Source organism: Sporomusa sp. 246TCP1, assembly GCF_057319775.1.
In genome coordinates this window covers 954,205-975,000 of record NZ_CM170492.1, presented here as the reverse complement: position 1 = coordinate 975,000, position 20,796 = coordinate 954,205, and the positions used below count along the sequence as shown (strand labels likewise).

Genomic DNA, 20,796 nt, shown 5'->3' with positions numbered 1-20,796 from the left:
ACAAGGTTCAGTAATCTATAAGACCCCTAGCCCTATCAGTGCTCTACCGTCTATACTCATTACCTGAGGCTAGCCCTAAAGCTATTTCGGGGAGAACCAGCTATCTCCGCGTTCGATTGGCATTTCACCCCTATCCACAACTCATCCCAAAGCTTTTCAACGCTCACGGGTTCGGTCCTCCACGCATTTTTACCTGCGCTTCAACCTGGCCATGGATAGATCACTGCGGTTTCGGGTCTACAATAACTAACTTTCGCCCTATTTAGACTCGCTTTCGCTTCGGCTCCGTGTTTTCCACTTAACCTCGCTAGTTACTGTAACTCGCCGGTTCATTCTTCAATAGGCACGCCGTTGACCACATATGGGTCTTCGACTGCTTGTAGACATACGGTTTCAGGTTCTCTTTCACTCCCCTCCCGGGGTGCTTTTCACCTTTCCCTCACGGTACTATGCGCTATCGGTCGCCAAGGAGTATTTTGCCTTGGAGGGTGGTCCCCCCTGCTTCCCACAGGGTTCCTCGTGTCCCGTGGTACTCTGGATTCTGATCCTCAAGCTCGGTCTTTCGCTTACAGGGCTGTTACCTTCTGTGGCCTACCTTTCCAAGTAGTTCGACTAGGCCTAGCTTGATTGTTATCAGTCCTCAACCCCGAATCACCGAAGTGATTTGGTTTGGGCTCTTCCCCGTTCGCTCGCCGCTACTTAGGGAATCTCAATTGATTACTTTTCCTCCGGGTACTTAGATGTTTCAGTTCCCCGGGTGCCCTCCTAACCTAAGTTAGGTGACGGTGCATTACCACCGCCGGGTTCCCCCATTCGGAAATCCAGGAGTCAAAGCTTGCTTGCAGCTCTTCCTGGCATATCGGAGCTTACCCCGTCCTTCGTCGGCTCTTGGCGCCTAGGCATCCGCCGTATGCCCTTAATAACTTGACTTATTTTAGTCTTGTTGCTAATACATTGTCGACTGTCTATCGCACATCATCTGCGTTGTTGTCAGTCCGGGCGCTCTCTTCGACGTACTTCCAGTACGACTCCGTTCGCGTCCTCCTTCCGCCTAGCATCTGATGCACGCTAGCCAGTCTCTCGGCTACATTTTACTGTGCCGATGATTTAGCTTACGTTTTGCCTTCAGTTAAATCCTAATTGCGCTTCGTTAAGTTACTTCACATATTTGCATATGAGAGGTAATTTTACTTTGCTTTCTTCTGTGCAGTTTTCAAGGAACAGCGGAACATCTATATTATCAGAACTACTTGCGTATCTCAACAAGTAAGTTCTGGCAACTTTCGTTCCAAAACCAGCAACTTCCTAATCTCCCAGGCCGTTTCCAACCAAGTACCTTCGGCGTTTGTGGGCTTAACTACTGTGTTCGGTATGCGGAACAGGTCACACGTCTTACCGCCGCTAAGTATATATACTACCTCACGGCTTTGACGAAGACTCTCTTTACACTACAGAACACACAGTGTAACATTCAAAGGTACATGAGTACCTTCCTTCCCACAGCTATCGTCACTGGATATGTTGTTTTCAGGAATATCTATGTTACCATAGTCACTTGTGTATTTCAACAAGTAAGTTTTGGTAACTTGCATTCCCTCAAAACTAAACAATGTAAGAGTATTCGACTATCGATTTTCGACCTGCGACTTTCGAAAAAGGCAAGGTTTCTATCTCTGTCTTGCATCTGCCAAATGTACCGACCTGGAAGTTGATTCGTGTTTATCGTCGAAGATCGAAGGTCGACCTTCGAACGTCGAATCGGTTCTCCCTAGAAAGGAGGTGATCCAGCCGCACCTTCCGATACGGCTACCTTGTTACGACTTCACCCCAATCATCGGCCCCACCTTAGACGGCTAGTTCCATTGCTGGTTACCCCACCGGCTTCGGGTGTTGTCAACTTTCGTGGTGTGACGGGCGGTGTGTACAAGGCCCGGGAACGTATTCACCGCAGTATGCTGACCTGCGATTACTAGCGATTCCGACTTCACGGAGGCGAGTTGCAGCCTCCGATCCGAACTGAGAGCTTGTTTATGCGTTTGGCTTACCCTCGCGGGCTTGCTTCGCTTTGTTTAAGCCCATTGTAGTACGTGTGTAGCCCAGGACATAAGGGGCATGATGACTTGACGTCATCCCCGCCTTCCTCCGCATTGTCTGCGGCAGTCTCCCTTGAGTTCCCGCCTTTACGCGCTGGCAACAAAGGATAAGGGTTGCGCTCGTTGCGGGACTTAACCCAACATCTCACGACACGAGCTGACGACAGCCATGCACCACCTGTTTTCGTGTATCCCGAAGGATAGGAACTAATCTCTTAGCTTTTCACTCAATGTCAAGTCCTGGTAAGGTTCTTCGCGTTGCGTCGAATTAAACCACATACTCCACCGCTTGTGCGGGCCCCCGTCAATTCCTTTGAGTTTCAACCTTGCGGCCGTACTCCCCAGGCGGGGTACTTATTGCGTTAGCTTGCGGCACAGAGGGGGTCGATACCCTCTACACCTAGTACCCATCGTTTACGGCCAGGACTACCGGGGTATCTAATCCCGTTCGCTCCCCTGGCTTTCGCGCCTCAGTGTCAGACACAGTCCAGAAAGTCGCCTTCGCCACTGGTGTTCCTCCCAATATCTACGCATTTCACCGCTACACTGGGAATTCCACTTTCCTCTCCTGCACTCAAGATCTCCAGTTTCCTGCGCCTATACGGGGTTGAGCCCCGCACTTAGACACACGACTTAAACATCCACCTACACGCCCTTTACGCCCAATAATTCCGGACAACGCTTGCCACCTACGTATTACCGCGGCTGCTGGCACGTAGTTAGCCGTAGCTTCCTCCTTTGGTACCGTCATTACCCTGCATTATTCACACAAGATACGTTCGTCCCAAACGACAGAGCTTTACAATCCGAAGACCTTCTTCACTCACGCGGCGTTGCTCCGTCAGACTTTCGTCCATTGCGGAAGATTCCCCACTGCTGCCTCCCGTAGGAGTCTGGGCCGTGTCTCAGTCCCAGTGTGGCCGTTCATCCTCTCAGACCGGCTACTGATCGTCGCCTTGGTGAGCCGTTATCTCACCAACTAGCTAATCAGACGCAGACCCATCTCTAAGCGGTAGCATATTCAGAGGCCACCTTTCTTATCTCAGTCATGCGACTAAGATACCACATTCGGTATTAGCACCACTTTCGCGGTGTTGTCCCCAATTTAGAGGCAGGTTGTCTACGCGTTACTCACCCGTTCGCCACTAGGAGTTATAAATAACTCCCCGTTCGACTTGCATGTGTTAGGCACGCCGCCAGCGTTCGTCCTGAGCCAGGATCAAACTCTCCAATAAAATATTATTGAAGCCATTTGTTGGCTCTATAAATCAATTAAATAGAAATTGTTTTTGGTTTTATATGTCGCAAGCGACATACAACCGCACATCTGGCTTTTTTGATGCATTACTTACATTGTTCAGTTTTCAGGGAACGTTGTCGTTTACTCAACGGCGGAATGTTATAATAGCATTTTCATTTGTTTATGTCAACACTATTTTTTTCCAATTACTTCCGCCACTCATAGCGACTTTTATAGATTATCACGTTACTGTTATTACGTCAAATGTTACTTATTGGTAATTAATTATTAGTTGCCCAAAATGTCGTCTCTTTGTATGTCCAAACCTGCACCTAGCAGGTGGGCATCCTTAAGTTTGTTTTTGTCCTCCACTCAATCGTGGCTCGACAGCTACATACCATTGAATTCCCTATATAGTAAGTAGGTTGGACATAGCTAAGATAACATGCATTCCAGGAATTTTTTTGGAGGCGACACCCAGATTTGAACTAGGGGATCAAGGTCTTGCTAACCTTAGCCTTACCACTTGGCCATATCGCCATCATTTCGGACTTATTACTATATCAGATTATTTTAATTATGTCAACTAATTATTTGACGGTAAAAAAGATTCAGCTTTTCTGATCTATAATGGTATCTGGTCGGAGCGGCAGGATTCGAACCTGCGACCCCCTGGTCCCAAGCCAGGTACTCTACCAAACTGAGCCACGCCCCGATTATTATACTGTAGGATGTTCTTCGCTACCGCTCAGAACTAAGCGATTCGTACCAATCAGATCTTCGCCTATGGCTCGTCTTCTTGGACTCTCTGCTTATATGGCAGGGGCAGAAGGACTTGAACCCTCAACCAACGGTTTTGGAGACCGCTACTCTACCAATTGAGCTATACCCCTAGATATATGGTGGATCTACTAGGATTTGAACCTAGGACCAGTCGGTTATGAGCCGAATGCTCTACCAAGCTGAGCTATAGATCCAAAGTTTGGTGGGGTTAAACGGGCTCGAACCGCTGGCCTCTTCGATGTCAACGAAGCGCTCTAACCAACTGAGCTATAACCCCAAATACTATATACAGATATGGTGCCGGAGGTCGGACTCGAACCGACACGAGGTTGCCCCCGGCAGATTTTGAGTCTGCTACGTCTGCCAATTACGTCACTCCGGCATTTATTGGTGCGGGAGACAGGAATTGAACCTGCACGCCTCGCGGCGCTAGGTCCTAAGTCTAGTGCGTCTGCCAGTTCCGCCACTCCCGCGTCCTCAAAATTAATACTATACCAGTTGTTTTGATTATTGTCAACTAGTATACGACAATTCAATTTCTTATCCCGTTTTTTACGAATGTTACTATTAATCTATAAAAAGCAAAAGCCGGTTGAGGTGGATTTCACTCCACCTCAATCGGATCATTGTTTTGTCACTATTCAATGGACGCACTCAAATTCTGTCCCATCACCAAACTCACTATTAACCTACCGCCATCATAAACCGTTATCTTTTCCACCAATGCAAAATACAAATCTGTATACCAGAAAAGAGATTACTTGGTGGATAAGTAGGTACCTACTAATTCCTTATAATTAGCCTTGCAATAAACACCAGACCAGGGTAGATAAAAATATTTAAAGAAAAGTCCTCTACCATCATAATCATACATGCAAACAGAGAACTTCTTTTTGAATCTTAACTAAGATGGTACTTACTTTATCCAAAATGATTGATTCACTGTAGATTATTTTATACGAGATAATAGCTTTCCATTTTCTTTTAACCACTTTCGTTGGCACGGTATGAAGGCAACACGGATTGGACAAGCCCCAATGTTTTGCGGAATGCGGACTAGAAGGTATACTCCTCCATATCTTCAGGGATTAAAAGCTTTTCAGGAAAAATATTATTTGCTTCAGCATACTTTCGCAAATTTTCGCGGGTGACGGTCGCATGATCCAGCGAATCCATATGTGTGGCAATCACTATGCTATCAGAGGCAACCTGGCATAATTTTACCGTTTGGAGAGCATCCATCACAATGGGAACATTATCTCCCCATACAGCACCACATGAGTGTGTGATAATAATTTTAGGCTGAATTTTCTTAATAACGTCCATAACAGCTTCACACCAAATTGTATCCCCTGGCCAATAGATAGTCGGTTCATTTTTTGCCTGGAAAACAAAGCCAGACGCATTCCCCATCTCTTTCAAAACCTTGCCACTTCCATGTTCACAATGGGTACGGGTAACCGTAATTTCGTTCCATGTTATCCTGTTTGGTACAGATATTACATTAGAGAATTCCTTGGCTTTAATTGCAGGCTCATCTTCGGGTTGGCATAGTATTGGCATTTCCTTTGGCAATAGGTTTTGAGCAACAGGGTCAAAGTGATCGGAATGCAAATGCGAAATAATAGTCATATCCGCTCCCTCTATCACTTCATTGGGGGAACATTTTAAATTCACCAGAGGATTTAGTGATTTGCCTGCATAGGAAGGCATAGTATGTTTTGCTGCTAAGTACGGATCAATGACCAATCTCTTTCCCGCATATTCAAGGCGCAGCGTTGCGCTACGAATAAGTTGAATGCGCATAAATTCCTCCTCCTTTTTAGCCCTTTCAATGTCTGCTTGCTGGATCATAGTGATTGCCAATCACCGTATTCCATATATCGAATGGTTTTATTGACAATTGCTTCTCCGTGAATTTTTTTTACTATATGAAGGGATAGATCAATACCGGCGGATATGCCGCCTGCTGTCATGATATTTTTATTGTCTATGAAGCGTTTGCCTTGGCTAATAATGGTGTTAGGAGCTATCTCCTTTAGGTGTTCAACAACTTCATGATGGGTAGTTGATTCAAGGTGGTCAAGCAAGCCAAGGATGCCAAGGATTCTAGCGCCCGAGCACACTGACATGGTAATTTGGGAGTTTTTGCATGTCTTATTTATCCAGTCAAGAACTTCCCGTTTGTTAATTTCTGCTCTGGTTCCCACTCCTCCGGGGATTACAAGAATGTCGATGGGGGGATGGTTAGCAAAGCTGAAGTCAGGCACTACTCTTAATCCATTTACAGATCTTATCTCGTAGCCATCACTGGATATAGTGAAGACCTTGAAGAGTTGATACTCATTTAGTTCAGATGTTACGGAAAATACTTCGTACGGACCGGCAAAATCGAGAAGTTCGATATCGTTGAATAAAAAAATACCTACGTTATTCATAAATAAGCCCCTCCTTATTAAACCCCATTAAATGTTTTACTTTATAGCAGTTTTCCGGCGATGTCAGCATCTCTAGCAAAGTAAACGCCACATTCAAAGCAGTGAATAAACAAGAAGATGTTATTATATTTTTATCGATCACCATTAATTGGTCAACTATTTCCACTCCGTAAGACGCTAATTGATCTTGTCGATAACCATTATTTAGATGATATGTAGTTCCTTTGCGCCCCTTCAGTACGCCGCTTCTGCCTACCGGTAAAGCTCCAACGCATATGGAGGCGATGATTTTGTTTGCCCGGTCAAATTCACGAATGACAGAAAGAAATTCATCGCTGAAAGCATCGGTGTAAAAGCCGGCTTCCTCAAAACCGCCGGGAATAGCCAGTGCGTCAAACATATTCACGTCAACTTCCGAAAGCAACATTTCGGGAATAACGGTGAAATTCCAGGTACACTTCAATTCCTTGCGGCCGCCGCAGGTTATTACCTCGGTGCAGCCGTCACCCTTCTGCTTATTCCAGCCCAGTACATCCGTAAAGACGCTGGCTTCATAGGCTTCAAAACCGTTGACAGCAAAAGCAACACTTTTTTTGTTTTCATCAGATCACCACCTAATTTTCTATAGCAGTTTCTTGTGATTTATCTTATCATAGACGTAACAAATGATAAAATTGAATAATTAGAACGTAACATTCGAAATTACTGAACCAAGGGTGATGATCATGGAACTTCGACAACTCAAAACATTTGTAACTATCGCAAAACAGGGAAGCTTTGTGCAGGCGGCAGATGCGCTGGGATATGCTCAGTCAACCATAACAACCCACATTCAGAATCTGGAAAACGAGATGGGAGTAAGACTGTTTGAACGGCTTGGACATCGCATATGTCTGACTGCTCAGGGAAAAGCTTTGCTGCCATATGCTGAACAAGTAATCAAGCTTACTTCGGAAGCTGCGAAAGTGATTGCCAATCCCGATGTTCCGCAAGGCGCTTTGACCATCGGAACTAATGAATCGTTAGGAACTTATCGCTTGCCAGCATTGCTTCAAGCGTATCGAAAGGCTTATCCCAAAGTAGAAATGGTCCTGAAGTTTGTAAACTGCGATGCAATTTATGACGACATTCGCAATAACAGAATCGATGTTGGGGTAATTATTAATAACAAGGTTTGGGAGTATGATCTTATTGCAGAAGATATTTCCCGCGAACAAATGCTGTTCCTGGCAGCTCCAAACCACCCGCTGGCTCAGAAGGAAAAGGTTAGACCGTATGACTTGGCCGAAACATGCGTAATTCTCACTGAACCGGGTTGCAGCTATCGTTTAACGCTGGAAAAATTCCTCAAGGATTTTAGGACAACTCCGCAATCCATCCTCGAAGCCAGCAGTATCGAAACAATAAAGCAACTTATCATGCTTGGTTTGGGAATATCTATGTTGCCTCGTTTTACGGTAGAGAAGGAATTAGCCGAAGGGCAAATACAGCCTCTCCGATGGGACGAGCCTATTCCCAATTATACTGTGCAGTTGTTGTACCACAAAGATAAATGGATATCACCTACACTCCGGGCTTTTTTCCAGGTGGTGCGTACGCGGCAAACAGACGATGGCCCCACTACGCATCAGCTATATCCCTGACCCTGCCAAATTCTTGCCGAAAAAACATAAAAAACCGGTCAAGGTGATTCATTCTACACCCCAACCGGCCTGTTTTCTATTTCTGTTTAATTTCGCATTCTATTTCTGTACCATCAAGCAAACTTACAATCAATCTACTATCGTCATATACTTGTACATTCTTGTTGTTGCTCAAACGGTGCTAACAGAATCACTCAACGCATAAAGCGTTAGTTGAAAAAATGTAAGCGATTGCCCTAGAGATTATTATAGTAGTAATAGATACCCGCTCTTATTCGATCCATCTATTAGCAAACCACATAGCATAATCACTACTGGTTGAAAATTCCTACTTGTTTTTTCGACCAGTTCAAGATCGCAAAGAGTCCAGATGTACTTTCTTCTACCAAATCTTACAGCGACAAGTATTCCATACTTATCATCTATAATCTCTTCTATTCCCGTAACTTTCAAGATATTGCCAATCATCAATGGGCCAGGCTCATCAATTATTTCCGCTTCAAAAGGAAATATAAGTTCCTCTTGAAGCCGGTTTTTCCACGCTTCTAAAATTTGTTCATCATCTTCATATCCGCAATTTCTGATGAAATCCTTGACACGCTGCTCCTGTTTATCGTAACGTTTTTCCGCACGTTTGAATTCCAGCGATGATATTGCTGGCGTTTGAACATTAATATATTCAATTTTGACGTTGATCAGTTGGCTTCTTAATATTTTTTTAAATTTGTTCAAGTCAATTTCTTTCTTAATTTTTTGCAACCGCACAAGCCCGTCTGCACCCAAAATTTCAACAATAGCATTCCTGTTCCGCGTAAATTTAACTGAATTAATACTGCCCCATTCAACAAACACCCTATCATTACTTAGCCCTGAAGAAATAGAGAGGCCTTTATCAAACAATTTAACAACTGCATTCATAATAATCAGGAAAAACACAGGGACAGGAGATATGTTTCTTAAAACAATATCCCTGTCCCACGTTTTCTTCTGTATTTTATCATGGTTATCCTTGACCTCAAGGCTTAAGAATAGTCAATAATTGGGGTTTTCGACTATTTCTTTTAAACCCCCGGATCATTCCTTTTCGTCCTTGACCTCACACAATCACTAAGCGTTTGACTTTTACTATGCTCAAAGGTTTAACACTAATCTTCCATGAACAGCCAGCCAAATACATGGCGGTTGCTTCGAGGTATAGGAAACCCGATGCCGCTTATGAGCAGGAATACAGACCCAATCACCGGCTAACAGCTTTTGTTCGCTCCCATTTTCCCATTGAAGAGCGGCCTCGCCTTGTAATACAACTACCCATTCGTCCCGTTCCTGGTCATACCAAAAATCTGGCGGCGATACTTGCCCTGTTGAAATAATTCGTTCAATCAAAACCCCCTGGTCAGGCAGCAGCGTTTCAACCAGTTCTTCCGCTGGCAATATCTTGGGCAAATCAAATAAGTTCATCGGCCTCACATCCCTATAATGCTCCCTATTCTACTAAGTGGCGAACACAATTTAGTAACGTAATTGTCGGCCGGCCATCATAGTATTCAATGATATTGACGGCTGTGTTATCCTGTCTGATGCTCCACACATGATTCAAATGAATGCCAAGCATAGCGCATAAAATTGTGCCAATTGTGCCGCCATGGGCCACTACTGCTACCGTCTGGTCCGGATGCGCTGCTACAATTCTTTCGATAGCCGCATAAGCTCGTTCTTTGAGCTGTTGAAAGCTCTCCCCGCCTGGTATTTGAAGTTCATCGGGAGTTGTCCATAACTTACCCAGCAGCCCTGGCCATTGCGCAGAAATTTGTTCATAATTGAGACCTTCCCAGTCACCAAACTTTATTTCCCGTAAGGCAGGAACAACACTTACCGTTAGACTGTGCCTGGCCGCAATGCATTCCGCTGTTTTGAAAGCGCGCGATAAATCACTGGCATAAACGGCATCAATTTTTTCATCAGCTAAACGCGCGCCAACGGCCTCCGCTTGCCTGAGCCCCTTGTCTGTCAGCGCAATATCGCTGTGTCCCTGATATTTTCGTTCTAAATTCCACACTGTCTGCCCGTGGCGTACTACTATTAATCGAGTCATAGCTTCACCTCAATACCTGCTCTAACCATTGGAGCAAAATTTTGTTTTGTTCATTGAGCTTAACAGCTACCCGCACATAACTAGTAGATAATCCCGGATAATTACTACAATCACGAATTAAAATACTCTGGGCAGCGAGTACCTGCCGCAATTGCGGTGCAGTCCAGCCACTTGGGCTTATATCTATTAAAATGTAGTTAACAGCCGGCACAAATGGCTTTATTCCTGGCAGGGCTTTTAGACTGGTATAGAATCTATTTTTTTCAACCTTCACAGTCTCCCGGCTCTTTATTTGATACTCCGTATCTGCTAAAGCAGCCACACCGGCGGTTTGTGCCAATAAGTTAACATTCCATGGATCTTTAGCAGCATGAAGCTTAGCCGCTAAACCAGGATGAGTCAACGCAAAACCAAGCCTAAGACCGGGAATAGCATAAAACTTTGTCAGTGAATGGATAATTACCAGATTATCATATTTCGTAAGCAATGGCCGGCAAGTATAGTCCTGATCACCGATGATAAAGTCCATAAAGGATTCGTCAACAACGACGATTGTTCCCGTCTGCCTGGCTGCTTTCAATAAGCAATCTATTTGACTGACAGTCACTAGCGTACCTGTAGGATTATTAGGATTGCCGATAAAAACCATATCTATTCCATTTAGACGGCTGCCTAACCCCTCTACATTGATGGTAAAATCATTTGCCGGTACTAAATAGGCATACTCAATTGCTGCACCAACCGCCCTGGCAGCCCGCTCATATTCGCTAAAAGCAGGCGCGGGAATTAGTACCCGCTTAGGACGCAGCGTATGTGTCAACACATATAACAATTCAACAGCACCATTGCCAGCCGTAATTCGCGCAACATCCACATGATAGTGCCTGCTTATCGCTGCTTTCAACAGCGCAGCCTCTACATCCGGATAATGAACCACCTGGCCTACTGACTGAATTATAGCTTTCCGAACACTCTCAGCCAAGCCCAGCGGATTGATATTCGCACTATAGTCTAGTATATCTGCTAACTCACCAGCGCTCTCTCTGGCCCAAGCATGCACATTACCGCCGTGAACAAAGCTATCTATCTGCTTTTCAGCGATCACTACCATCATCTCCTGTTATGATAAGCCCACCGGCAATTAACCGGACAGTCTTGAGATAGACTACTGCCGAGCAGACACGACCTATTTCCTTGATACAATTTTCATGGCCGTTCATGGCAGTTGCACTAAACATAACACCCAGAACTGTGCCACTATGAGCGGCGCAAACGCCGACAGCTCCAAAATCCCGACTGATCGTTATAACCTGCTCCAGACAAGGCTTATATAGTATCGATTGATTAGCTACAGCACTCATCGTCGCTCCCTGGCCAATGAGCCGCGCATCACCAGTTTCCAGGCCTTTGGCCACTAATCTAGCGGCAGCCATAATTTGCGGCTCTTTCGCTTGATTTAAAACGGCTAGATCCTTACGGTGGTTAAAAGCCAGTGTATCTACTTGACCGCCAACATCGAAAACAGCAATATATATTGGCGGGGGATTGCCTAAAGAACGGCGAATTTTGCCTTCCACATGATCAAACATAATAATTCCCGGATAGAAAATCCCATCAGTTGGTTCAATGGTTAAAGCAATATCGGCAATCTCGTCACAAGACAAGTGCCGGCCTGCCACTGCCAGTGCAGCAGCCTGACAAGCAGCACTAATATCAGCACTGCTTGATGCCATACCTTTGCCTACCGGCAAATCAGATTCCACAGTTAAACCAAGGTTTCCTGAAACAGTAAGATATTCAAATGTCTTAGATACAGCTGTGGCAGTCTTAGGCTCAGTATGTACCATACTATCACCGGAAACTACGGTAACTTCAGAATACCAATCCACCGGACAGGTAATTAAGAAGTTGATGCCATTTATTGTGCCCTGCACTAATTCGCCGCATGAGCCGGGTGCTTTAACTTTAATCGTCATTGAAAAGTCTGCCTTTCAGTGATTGAATCTTATTTCCTTTAGATTACAAATAGGAGCAATACTGCTAATTCGGTCAATTCAGTAACAGCGCCATAGGTATCTCCAGTTAAACCACCCAAAACGTTAGCCAAATAACGAGCTGTCAATATTCCGGCCACAACAGCTCCACCAGCACTAATTGAGGCCCGGATGCCTAATGCAGCAACCACTGCGATAGCGATAGCAGCAGTAATACCTAAGGTAGCACGACCGGCATATTGCGCGAAGGCTTTCCCCATACCTTCAGGACGTGCATAGGAAAACGAAGTAATACTGATTACCATAACCATGCGCCCTGCCACCGGCATAGTAATAAGTGCAGCAAATAACATTGTCGGTGTCATATCTATAATAAGTGAATACTTCAGCAGCAGTAATAGACCAAAGGCCACTACGCCGTTCGCACCAACCCGGCTATCCTTCATGATCTCCAGCATGCGTTCCCGGGAACGGCCGGAAAATACGCCATCAGCCGTATCCATAAAACCATCACAATGCAGCCCGCCGGTAAGCACAATCTCAGCGATAATAAGGACCGCTGCCAGCACATGGGACGGTAAGAACTGACTAAGAACATAATTCAGTCCAGCTAAAATCAAGCCAATAATAGCACCAATCAATGTAAAATATTTAACACTACGCCCAAAGCTATCTGGTGACCAATCATTTTGCTCAACCAGCCGAATGCGGGTAAGAAACTGTAATCCGGTAAAAAAGTCTTTCAACCTTTATTCCTCCACCTCGAATGGCTGCCTATAGGTAAGCAAACAACCATTTACAAGCTAATGTCCCTGCAATAAACAAAATTGTCACCATATACATAATTTGGATCGTATTCTCAATATGTATTGGCTCAAGCTCACACTTTGCCTCACCCATGTAAGAACGCAACGAGGCCACCCCACCATAATAATTAAGTCCACCCAGTCTAATCCCTAATGCTCCGGCCACACCAGCTTCAGAATAACCACTGTTGGGGCTGGGATGCTTAACCGCATCGCGCTTGATGGCCTGAAAAGCGCCACTCGCATTCTGTTTGAGCAAAGCTGCTGCCAAAATAATCAGTAAACCGGTAATTCTCGCGGGAATATAGTTAAACACATCATCAACCCGGGCAGCAACCATGCCAAAATCCTGGTATTTTTCGTTTTTATAGCCAACCATCGAGTCCATAGTATTAACCGCACGATATAAAAAAGCCAATGGTACACCGCCGATTGCAGCATAAAAAAGCGGTGAGATAATGCCATCTACAATGTTCTCTGCCACTGTCTCAACAGTGGCCCGGGTCACTTCGGCAGTATTGAGTTCAGCGGTATCCCGCCCGACAATCCAGCCCACCTTATAGCGGGCCTGTTCCATATTGCCGCTACTCAGAAAGCCTGCTATCTCCCGTCCGGCTTCCGCCAAACTTCTTGTTGATATCGTAAACGATAGCAGCACTGCACCGCCAATATAACCAGCCCAGGAATGAAGCGAACTTAAAGCCACCATAACCAGCCACACTACGCCATATACTACTGCCAGCACACTAAGAACGAGAACTGCACCAGCCAGCTTTTTATAAACCGGTGCATGAGTGGCCTGCAAAAGCCGTCGTTCCAACCAGGCAATAAAATTGCCGATAATAACTACCGGATGAAGTGCTGTCCGAGGATCGCCAACCAAACGGTCAAGGATGACTGCTCCGACTATTACATACTCTGTCATAGCTATCTACCATTATTTTCGTTCATAATCCGGTAGACGAGATCCATATCCAGACTCTGCCGGACAACGTCAGCCAACCGGTTATAGGCGGCATCTTTAAGCGCCTGCGTATCCTTGATTACTCCTAACGGCGCTAACCCTTTGCGCACTCTCAGCGCATCCAGCACCGCCCGCCGATAGGTGTCATTGTCAAAAATTCCGTGGATATAGGTACCCATAACCAAACCGTCGGCAGAAATAGCGCCGTCAGTCAACTGTACTGGCTTACCTGACCGGGTGGCAATAGTAAAAGCAGCATCTACCGGGGATAAAAACTGGGTACGACCCATATGAATTTCATAACCGGCCAAGTTGTGACCACTATAATTAATCCCTAAAAACTTATGGTTACACGCCGCCACCTTAACTTGATGGGTTACTTTATTGGCTTCAAAGATCGTAATACTGTCGATAAGACCTAAGCCCATAACTTTGTCCAGGTCTGACTCTGTATGTTCAGGGTCTTGTACCTCCCGCCCCAACATCTGATAACCACCGCAGATGCCCACAAGCGGCGTACCGCTTTTAGCCAGCTTGATAAGCTCCTGTTCATAGCCATTGTGGCGAAGATACAATAAATCTTCCGTGGTATTTTTACTGCCTGGCAGGATAATCAGATCTGGTTTGCCAATAGCTTCCCCCTGGCGCACATATCTCACCTGGACATCACTTTCATTAGCTAACGCATCAAAATCAGTAAAGTTGGATATCTTCGGCAAACGCAATACGGCGATATCAAGCTCGCTGACTTTCTCCGGCTGCTCTTTATCCTCCAGTGATACAGAATCTTCATCATCAATCCCCAGCCTGTCAAGATGTGGCACAACGCCAATAACCGGCTTACCTGTCTTCACTTCAAGAAAATCCAATGCTGGTTTCAGTAAGGTAATATCGCCCCGGAATTTATTAATAATCAGGCCTTTGACCAACGCACGTTCATCCGTGTCTAGCAATTCCAGTGTCCCGACAATGGAAGCTAGGGCTCCGCCTCGATCAATATCGGCAATAAGCAGAACTGGTGCACCAGCCAGTTTAGCAACACGCATATTAACAATATCATTGTCTTTAAGGTTAACCTCCGCCGGGCTGCCGGCTCCTTCAATGACAATAGTATCAAAGTCTTTGTGCAGCTTTTGGATACACTCGGTCACTACCCCCAGAGCCTTCAGACTATAACCGGCATGATATTCCTTTGCTGACATGTTACCCACAGGCTTGCCCATAACAATGACCTGTGAGCAGGAATTACCTGTCGGTTTTAGTAATACCGGGTTCATTTCGACAGTCGGGTCCAGTCCGGCTGCTTCGGCCTGAGCCACTTGTGCCCGACCCATTTCGCCACCGGTTTTGGTAACATAAGAGTTAAGTGCCATATTTTGTGCTTTAAATGGGGTTACCCGCTGACCATCCTGTTTAAAAATCCGGCATAACGCCGTAGTTAAAATGCTTTTGCCAACATGGGAGCTTGTTCCCTGCAGCATAATTGCTTTAGCCATTAAGTTCACTCTCCTTCAGACTAACGGCTATTTTTTTTAGCTCAACAGCCAAACCACTTACTACCAAATATACTTCATCCGCATTAGCCGCTACCATTTGATTGACAAGCCCCGCCACATCACGATATTCGCGAGCCAACGCATTATCTGGCACAATTCCTAAGCCAACTTCGTTAGAAACAAAGATCACATCACAATTTCCCTGTTTAGCACTTGCCAGTAATTTTTCAATGCTGCCAAGCACAGCTTGCCGGCGTTCTTCCCTGTCACTTGGTGCCTTAGGTGCTAAGAGTAAGTTACTTGTATAAAGTGTCAGACAATCAAATAATACAGTGTCTGCACTCAAAGCTGCTTTTGCCATGGCCTCGTCGCCATTATAAGGAGCTTCAAAAGTCAGCCAGTTGGCGGGACGGCGGCTTTGATGGATACTCACCCGTTCTTTCATTTCCTCATCATAGATTTGAGCAGTAGCAATATATGCTACCCTCCGTCCGCCGCGAGCGGCTATCTGTTCAGCAAATGTACTTTTACCACTGCGGGCACCGCCGGTAACCAAAACAATTTTACCTGCCATCGTAGCTACATCTCCAGTCCTGCTAGGTGTCTATACTGAGCGCACCGCGTGACAAACTGCTCAGCAGCTTGTCTATTGCCCGCAAAATGCATATGCAGATAAGATGCTAATACATTTCCTGCCGCATAGCCGCCCTGATAAATAGCACCTGTCCGCATTTTTTTAAAGGCAAAAGCCCACGGAAACTCTGCACTGCTTACCTCAGGCAACATCCGAGAAAAATGAAATTCATGCCCCCGCAGACTTTCCCCAGTCGTACATAGTACATTGTTGGTTAATGCCTTAGCTTCCACATAGCCTACTGTTTCCAGTTTAGACTGCATCTGACATACTGCCGGAATAATGCCAGCCATATCATATGTCCGGCCATCAAAATCTGTAATCTGCCGTGCCAGGTACATCAGTCCGCCACACTCGGCATATATCGGCATACCTGCCTTAGCAGCCTGCAGTATATCCTGCCGCATGCCAATATTGGCTGATAATTCCCTGACAAACATTTCTGGAAAACCACCGCCTAATATAATACCGTCAACTGTAGGCAATTGTTTATCCATAAGCGGGCTGAACGGAATAATTTCCGCACCAAACTCAGCTAAAACTTCCAGACTTGATGGATAGTAAAAAGTGAAAACATCATCCTGGGCTACGCCAATACGGATTGGTGTTTGATTATGTTTGCTCTTTGCCGGTGCATGATGCTTGGGAAGCGGGCCGGCAGTTTTAGCCACAGTCACCAGCTTATCTAAGGCCACCTGCTCTGCCACTTGCTGTCCTATTTTATCTACCACAGCTACCGCATCCTGCTCAGTAACTGGTGTTAAACCAAGGTGGCGTTCTGGCATACTAAGCTCATTATTGCGGAAAACTGTGCCAATAACCGGAATCCCCAGTCTATCCATTGCCTCACATACCATCAGCTTATGACTTTCTGAGCCAAGTCTGTTAATAATGACCCCAGCCAAATCCACTTCTGAATCATACAGTTTAAAGCCGAGCGCAATAGCCGCCGCGCTCTCGCCCATTGATTTAGCATCAATTACCAGCACTACCGGTGCCTTTAACAATTTAGCCACAGTTGCCGTGCTGCTAACACCAGCGCGCCCGCCATCATACAGCCCCATAACGCCCTCAATAATGGCAATATCGTTTTGGGCCGCCGTACTGGTAAATATATCTGCCAATAATTCCGGCGGCACCAGCCAGGAATCAAGATTATGCGCACTTTTACCACTGGCTAAACGATGGAAACCCGGATCAATATAATCAGGACCCACCTTATAGGATTGGACTTTAAAGCCACGCTTAGATAACGCCGCGAGCATCCCGGTTACGATGGTTGTTTTACCAACACCACTATTAACGCCAGCAATCACAACTCTTGGAATATTCAATTGGTCCATGCGCACCCCTCCTACGGCAGAATAAAGATTACTATAAACTTGTTTATTGGATTGCTTATCGTTTAGCGGCCTAACATATACATGACGGCATTGACAGAGGCGGCCGCGATCGGACTGCCCCCCTTATTGCCAAGCACAGTAATATACGGCACAGGTGCAGTCGCATGCAGCAATTCCTTCGATTCAGCGGCACCAACAAAACCAACAGGCACACCAATAATCAGTGCTGGTTTAATATTATCTTCTTTAATCATTGTCAGTACTTCAAACAGCGCGGTTGGTGCATTGCCAATAGCCACAATGGCACCATTAAGCTGCATACCAAATTTACGCATCGCCGCCATCGAGCGGGTAATACCGGCTGCCTTAGCTTCCTTAGCCACTGTCTCATCTGCTACCAAACAAAACGCCTGGCCGCCAAATTCGGCCAATCGTCGTTTATTAATGCCTGTACGCACCATTTCAACATCACAAAAAATATTACAGCCGGCCTTAAGTGCAGCAATACCTGCGGCGATGGCCTCCGGATGCACTTTTATTATATTCGCATAATCCGGGTCGCCGGCAGCATGAATAATTCGCGAATACACCTTGATTGTCTGTTCATCTAAATGAAAATCAGCCAGATAAGGCGCAATAATTTCCATACTGCGCGTCTCAATAGCCATCGGATCTTTTATATACGGCATAGTGCTACCTCCCTAGTAAATTAACATTACCTGTTGTCATTCCATATTCTTTACCATATCGATTACTTGTTCTTGTGTCTGGCATAAATTTCTATAGCTGATATCCGGTCTACCAATTACAATAATTGGTAGGTTTAATTCAATGGCTGCCGCTATTTTAGTATCTGCGCCGCCGATTGTCCCGCTATTTTTTGTTATAATGACTTCGGTATCATATTCCTTAAATAGTGCAGCATTAAGCTGTTGAGAAAATGGCCCTTTGATGGCCACAATGTCACCTGGATTAAAACCTAAGTCAACACACTCTTGCACAACGTCAGGTTGGGGCAGCACACGCGCAATCAGGCGACACTTCGCCAATAACGGTTCGGTTTTAAACATTTTGAGCGTGCGGCTGCCGGTAGTTAAGAATATCACCTTGCCCAGACTGGCAGCCAGCTTGGCAGCATGAGCAGCATCACTGGCAACATATAATCGTTCATACTCAGGCACACAAACTTCGGCACGCTCATACCTTATATATTCAATACCTGCAAGTTCACAGGCCTGCATGGCATTCATCGAACCATTGACAGCATAAGGATGACTGGCATCAACGAAAACCGTAATGTTCTGGTCGGCAATTAAATTCTGCATACCTTCTACTGTCAATTGCCCGGTGTGAACACGAATACCCGGTAATTCAGCTAGACTTCGCCCGTACTCGCTAATTACTGCAGCCAGCACCTGATGTCCGGCTGCAGCCAAATGCACAGCCAATTCCCGGCCATCAAGCGTTCCAGCCAGCACTAAAATCATAGACGATAGCCTCGCGGTGTCACCATTTTTCCATCAGCTACATAAGTCTGACTATTGCCAATGATGACCAGCGAAAACATATCAATATGCTCATTCGTAAACTGTTCCAATGTTGAGATCTTCCTATTCTCTTTTGTACGACTGGCGTGATGAACAATACCGACAGGAGTTTCCGGACCCCGGTGCTTCAGTGCAATTTCGCGCACTGTTTCAATTTGACTTGTCCGCCGGATACTTTTCGGATTATAAATAGCAATAACAAAATCACCGGCAACTGCCATCTCGACTCTCTTTTGAATAACCTCCCAGGGAGTCAACAGATCGCTCAAACTAATGACAGCAAAATCATGCATTAACGGCGCACCCAAAATAGAAGCCGCCGCCCCAACAGCGCTAATACCAGGAACAACACTAACCTCAGGCTGAACAGTCTCCGGATATTTGGCAACAAGTTCAAGCACCAGGCCGGCCATACCGTAGATACCTGGATCACCACTGGAAATAACGGCAACCTGCTTTCCTTCCATTGCCTGTTCTACCGCTGCCTGGCAACGATCAATTTCCTGCATCATACCTGTGCCGATAATGGTTTTTCCAGACACTAAATCTTTTATCAACTCTAAATAAGTATCATACCCGACAATGACCTCAGCACCTTCAATAGCTTGCCTGGCGCGCGGTGTCATATCAATCTGACTGCCAGGCCCTATTCCCACCACCGATAGTTTACCTGCGTGATAGCCACAGTCACTTTGGGATACTTCGCTTTCGGCAAAATCAGGTTGTTGCTTTTCCCCGCTAGAATTGCTGCTGGTTCGCATACATTTCCCACTCCTATCTTTTCTTTAACAAAATTTGATAACGACAAGTCATATTGTTCAATACACGCTTGCAATTGCTTATTAGAAAAAAACTTAATCGGCACTGCCAGTTGCCGAGCTGCTGCCAGTAGACCGATTTCGTCTTCCTTAACCACTGTACTCCCAATTATGGCCACACTGTTACTACTGCGTTTAACAGTCAAACAAGCCTGACTGATAGCTGCTAAAATTTCAGCACTGGTCGTGCCGCGCCGGCAGCCAAGACCTATGGCTAAACTACCGGGACGCAAATACAGGTGTGGTTTGGGGATACTTAGTTTCCTGTCGGTAATTACAACGGCTGCATCATATTCCTCGCTAAGAGCTAATCCACTACTATCAGCCAGCACGACCCCCTGTTTTGCCGCCAAACAAATATATTGCTCCTGTCCGGCCAGCTCTCTATCCAGGAAGAATTTTACATTATCACCATTTACAATGGCCGCGTTAATTGTCTTTAAAGAATTAAATGGTTCTATCACCAGGTTAAGTTTGGCGGCAAGTACATCGGCAGCCGGTAATTTTGCAACATCTGTTGCTGTCGTAATTACAGGCGTGGCCCCGGCAGCACTCCCCACCCGCTGCGCCAGCTCATTGGCACCGCCAATATGACCTGACAGCAAACTAATTGCAAAATTGCCGCCATCATCCATAACCACTACCGCCGGGTCAACCCGTTTATCTCTAACATAGGGTGCAATCACTCTCACAACAATACCTGCTGCCATAATAAAAAGCAAACCATCATAATTTGAAAATAGTTCACCGGCCAAATCACCTAAACAGCAGTAGGTATGAGGTTCATTGCACGGATTTCGCCCAACCTTTGCATATATATCAACTTCAGGCCCGATAAGCGGCGCTATCTTGCTGGCTAATTCAGCGCCTTTATTAGTTACTGAAATGACTGCTACTTTCACAGC

The 20,796-nt window shown here is 45.6% G+C and carries 18 protein-coding genes, 7 tRNA genes, 3 rRNA genes and 1 other RNA gene (1 of these 29 only partly in view); 1 reads left to right on the top strand and 28 read right to left on the bottom strand.

Annotated elements, in window-relative coordinates:
• From AC1ECB_RS04720 to AC1ECB_RS04655, 14 genes are all read right to left on the bottom strand, one after another.
• Positions 1–930 (bottom strand): 23S ribosomal RNA (locus AC1ECB_RS04720) (it extends 1,988 nt beyond the left edge of the window).
• A gap of 362 nt (positions 931–1,292) precedes the next feature.
• A 5S ribosomal RNA gene (rrf, locus tag AC1ECB_RS04715) occupies positions 1,293–1,403 on the bottom strand.
• Positions 1,404–1,772: 369 nt separating this feature from the next.
• Positions 1,773–3,328 (bottom strand): 16S ribosomal RNA (locus AC1ECB_RS04710).
• Together the 16S, 23S and 5S rRNA genes form the textbook arrangement of a ribosomal RNA operon.
• A 294-nt stretch (positions 3,329–3,622) precedes the next feature.
• A non-coding RNA gene (gene ssrS / locus AC1ECB_RS04705) (6S RNA) lies at positions 3,623–3,795 on the bottom strand.
• A 3-nt stretch (positions 3,796–3,798) separates the two neighbouring features.
• Positions 3,799–3,873: transfer RNA gene (locus AC1ECB_RS04700), tRNA-Cys, on the bottom strand.
• A gap of 98 nt (positions 3,874–3,971) precedes the next feature.
• Positions 3,972–4,048 (bottom strand) — tRNA-Pro (locus tag AC1ECB_RS04695).
• Positions 4,049–4,150: 102 nt separating this feature from the next.
• Positions 4,151–4,226 (bottom strand) — tRNA-Trp (locus tag AC1ECB_RS04690).
• Positions 4,227–4,233: 7 nt separating this feature from the next.
• A tRNA-Ile gene (locus AC1ECB_RS04685) sits at positions 4,234–4,310 on the bottom strand.
• A 6-nt stretch (positions 4,311–4,316) separates the two neighbouring features.
• A tRNA-Val gene (locus tag AC1ECB_RS04680) sits at positions 4,317–4,393 on the bottom strand.
• An 18-nt stretch (positions 4,394–4,411) separates the two neighbouring features.
• A tRNA-Leu gene (locus AC1ECB_RS04675) sits at positions 4,412–4,498 on the bottom strand.
• Positions 4,499–4,504: 6 nt separating this feature from the next.
• Positions 4,505–4,589 (bottom strand) — tRNA-Leu (locus AC1ECB_RS04670).
• A 583-nt stretch (positions 4,590–5,172) separates the two neighbouring features.
• The gene (locus AC1ECB_RS04665; RefSeq protein WP_485667677.1) at positions 5,173–5,922 is read right to left on the bottom strand and encodes an MBL fold metallo-hydrolase; all 750 of its coding nucleotides are present in this window, start codon (positions 5,920–5,922) and stop codon (positions 5,173–5,175) included.
• A 44-nt stretch (positions 5,923–5,966) separates the two neighbouring features.
• Entirely contained in the window at positions 5,967–6,554 is a 588-nt protein-coding gene (locus tag AC1ECB_RS04660; RefSeq protein WP_485667676.1) for a DJ-1/PfpI family protein, read from the bottom strand.
• Entirely contained in the window at positions 6,547–7,083 is a 537-nt protein-coding gene (locus AC1ECB_RS04655) for a DJ-1/PfpI family protein (RefSeq protein WP_485669281.1), read from the bottom strand. The genes AC1ECB_RS04660 and AC1ECB_RS04655 overlap by 8 nt, the downstream gene beginning before the upstream one ends.
• 196 nt (positions 7,084–7,279) lie before the next feature.
• Between AC1ECB_RS04655 and AC1ECB_RS04650 the strand changes: the two genes are divergently transcribed.
• On the top strand, positions 7,280–8,197 hold the full coding sequence (locus tag AC1ECB_RS04650; RefSeq protein WP_485667675.1) for a LysR family transcriptional regulator: 918 nt from the start codon (positions 7,280–7,282) through the stop codon (positions 8,195–8,197).
• A 246-nt stretch (positions 8,198–8,443) separates the two neighbouring features.
• Here the strand turns inward: AC1ECB_RS04650 and AC1ECB_RS04645 are convergent, their stop codons facing one another.
• The 14 genes from AC1ECB_RS04645 to AC1ECB_RS04580 all read right to left on the bottom strand — a co-directional run bounded on the left by AC1ECB_RS04645 (position 8,444) and on the right by AC1ECB_RS04580 (position 20,793).
• Positions 8,444–9,097, bottom strand: a complete 654-nt coding sequence (locus tag AC1ECB_RS04645; protein ID WP_485667674.1) for a calcium-binding protein — start codon at positions 9,095–9,097, stop codon at positions 8,444–8,446.
• A 231-nt stretch (positions 9,098–9,328) separates the two neighbouring features.
• Positions 9,329–9,655 carry a cupin domain-containing protein gene (locus tag AC1ECB_RS04640; RefSeq protein WP_485667673.1) on the bottom strand — a complete coding sequence of 109 codons (327 nt, stop codon included), beginning with the start codon at positions 9,653–9,655 and terminating at the stop codon, positions 9,329–9,331.
• A gap of 25 nt (positions 9,656–9,680) precedes the next feature.
• The gene (gene cobC, locus AC1ECB_RS04635; protein WP_485667672.1) at positions 9,681–10,289 is read right to left on the bottom strand and encodes an alpha-ribazole phosphatase; all 609 of its coding nucleotides are present in this window, start codon (positions 10,287–10,289) and stop codon (positions 9,681–9,683) included.
• A gap of 4 nt (positions 10,290–10,293) precedes the next feature.
• The gene (gene cobD, locus AC1ECB_RS04630; protein WP_485667671.1) at positions 10,294–11,394 is read right to left on the bottom strand and encodes a threonine-phosphate decarboxylase CobD; all 1,101 of its coding nucleotides are present in this window, start codon (positions 11,392–11,394) and stop codon (positions 10,294–10,296) included.
• On the bottom strand, positions 11,384–12,265 hold the full coding sequence (locus AC1ECB_RS04625) for a GHMP family kinase ATP-binding protein (RefSeq protein ID WP_485667670.1): 882 nt from the start codon (positions 12,263–12,265) through the stop codon (positions 11,384–11,386). Before AC1ECB_RS04625 ends, cobD begins: the two co-directional genes overlap by 11 nt.
• Positions 12,266–12,303: 38 nt before the next feature.
• Complete coding sequence (gene cobS, locus AC1ECB_RS04620) at positions 12,304–13,029, bottom strand: adenosylcobinamide-GDP ribazoletransferase (protein WP_485667669.1); 726 nt, start codon at positions 13,027–13,029, stop codon at positions 12,304–12,306.
• Positions 13,030–13,057: 28 nt separating this feature from the next.
• On the bottom strand, positions 13,058–14,014 hold the full coding sequence (cbiB, locus tag AC1ECB_RS04615; RefSeq protein ID WP_485667668.1) for an adenosylcobinamide-phosphate synthase CbiB: 957 nt from the start codon (positions 14,012–14,014) through the stop codon (positions 13,058–13,060).
• 2 nt (positions 14,015–14,016) lie between these two features.
• Positions 14,017–15,549 carry a cobyric acid synthase gene (locus AC1ECB_RS04610; protein WP_485667667.1) on the bottom strand — a complete coding sequence of 511 codons (1,533 nt, stop codon included), beginning with the start codon at positions 15,547–15,549 and terminating at the stop codon, positions 14,017–14,019.
• Complete coding sequence (cobU, locus tag AC1ECB_RS04605; protein ID WP_485667666.1) at positions 15,542–16,123, bottom strand: bifunctional adenosylcobinamide kinase/adenosylcobinamide-phosphate guanylyltransferase; 582 nt, start codon at positions 16,121–16,123, stop codon at positions 15,542–15,544. The genes AC1ECB_RS04610 and cobU overlap by 8 nt, the downstream gene beginning before the upstream one ends.
• A gap of 5 nt (positions 16,124–16,128) precedes the next feature.
• Positions 16,129–17,526, bottom strand: coding sequence for a cobyrinic acid a,c-diamide synthase CobB (locus AC1ECB_RS04600; RefSeq protein WP_485667665.1), 1,398 nt, complete (start codon positions 17,524–17,526; stop codon positions 16,129–16,131).
• 62 nt (positions 17,527–17,588) lie between these two features.
• Entirely contained in the window at positions 17,589–18,215 is a 627-nt protein-coding gene (locus tag AC1ECB_RS04595) for a precorrin-8X methylmutase (protein ID WP_485667664.1), read from the bottom strand.
• 36 nt (positions 18,216–18,251) lie between these two features.
• Positions 18,252–19,013: a precorrin-6A reductase gene (gene cobK / locus AC1ECB_RS04590; RefSeq protein ID WP_485667663.1), complete on the bottom strand. Its 762-nt coding sequence runs from the start codon at positions 19,011–19,013 to the stop codon at positions 18,252–18,254.
• On the bottom strand, positions 19,010–19,699 hold the full coding sequence (gene cobJ, locus AC1ECB_RS04585) for a precorrin-3B C(17)-methyltransferase (protein ID WP_485669280.1): 690 nt from the start codon (positions 19,697–19,699) through the stop codon (positions 19,010–19,012). The genes cobK and cobJ overlap by 4 nt, the downstream gene beginning before the upstream one ends.
• A gap of 20 nt (positions 19,700–19,719) precedes the next feature.
• Entirely contained in the window at positions 19,720–20,793 is a 1,074-nt protein-coding gene (locus AC1ECB_RS04580) for a cobalt-precorrin 5A hydrolase (protein WP_485667662.1), read from the bottom strand.
• Positions 20,794–20,796 lie beyond the last annotated feature (3 nt).